General features: G+C 30.8%; 1 protein-coding gene. It reads left to right on the top strand.

Annotated elements, in window-relative coordinates:
- Positions 1-136 precede the first annotated feature (136 nt).
- Positions 137-1,183: a TlpA family protein disulfide reductase gene (locus AB2B44_RS10580; RefSeq protein ID WP_369049554.1), complete on the top strand. Its 1,047-nt coding sequence runs from the start codon at positions 137-139 to the stop codon at positions 1,181-1,183.
- Positions 1,184-1,562: the final 379 nt, after the last annotated feature.

The following is a 1,562-nucleotide window of genomic DNA, read 5'->3' as shown; positions in this document are numbered from 1 at the left end:
CCCAACAATGGCTATAAGTAATTGCTTGTTCTCCTCTACTTCTGAAAATCCTTGCGGATTTTCAGCTTGGTGTGTACTTGTAAATTTTGTACCTTAACCACGCAACTACTCATAGCCGAATACGTTACCCACAATTATGAAAAAAGCCCTTACGATAACATTAATGATTTTTTCTCTGGTTTTTACTTCTTGTAAAAAAGAGAACAAAACAGCTGAAAAAGAAAACTCTGAAATTGAATTCGTTATTCTTGGAACAGCCAAAAACGGAGACGGAAAAAAATTAGGTCTTTATATTCCGAGTTTAGGAATGGATAATCGATTAACTTCAGAAATTGTAAATAGTAAATTTGAATTTAAAGGCAGCTTACCAAATCCTGAAAGAGCTGAAATCGCATTCGACAACGAACTAGAAGAATTTGATGGAATGTATTCTGTTTATGACGTTTATCTAACAAAAGATACTTTAAGAATCAACGTTACAGTAGATGAAAGGGATGAAAATTTATATTTTTCGGAAAGTTCATTTGAGGATAATGGAGTAAACACTTATTATCAAAAGAACAAAAATAAATATTGGGAAGCGTATAATGGTTTGTCTTATAATCCTAGAGATAGCATTCTAATGGATAGCTTGAGAAAAAATGTTTTCCCTAAAGTCAGAGAAAATGTAATCAAAGTAAATGCAGAAATTTTTAGTGATAAGAAGAATACGATTATTGGCTTAAACAATCTAAAATATATTTTTGATGACAGATTTGTTTTTGACTTCAATGAGATGAGTAATGAACAAAAAAAATTAATTAATGATTATTTTAATAGCATTGACGAGTCATACATAAATTCACCAGACTACACGGTTGTAAGTTCACATATAAAAAGAATGAATAACATAAATTTCGGTAAGGAATTTATGGATTTTAGTTTACCAAACATTGCTAAAAAAGAAACTCAATTAGCCGAAATTATATCAACAAATGAATTTACAGTTTTAGACTTTTGGTGGTCAGGTTGTGCACCTTGCAGAAAGTTTAATCAAGAAAGCAAAGAACATTATAAAGAATTAAAAGAAAACAGAATTGAAATTGTATCCATAAACGTTGATGACGGAATCAAAAAAATGGCAAAGAGCATCGGAAAAAGACAGTATCGAATGGATAAATCTTTACGCTGGAGCAAATTCTAAAATTCAAGCTGACTATAATGTTGTCGCTTTTCCGACCACGATAATATTTGATAAAAATAAACAACAAGTTGATTTTGACTTTCACAAAGCAACTGAACTTTTGAAATTAAACTCTAAAAAATAACTGTGGGTAACAACGGCTATAATCCATTGCTTACTAAATGCTAAATCAAAAAACTGTATATTTAACTTGGCTCAATTCCCACTCCGAAAAATCTCTGATTTTTCTCCGCAACGGAATCATACCCCAACCGTTGTAACACATTTGACAAAACCACTGCGAATGATTGAAAAATACCGAAATCGATTAAAAGAAATTATTGAAATGTCATTTAGGACTTTAGAAATGAAACTTGCAAATGGCGGAATAATTTCAAAA

It is taken from the genome of Tenacibaculum sp. UWU-22 (assembly GCF_041021355.1).
Taxonomy (GTDB): domain Bacteria; phylum Bacteroidota; class Bacteroidia; order Flavobacteriales; family Flavobacteriaceae; genus Polaribacter.
This window is presented reverse-complemented; position numbering and strand designations above follow the sequence as displayed.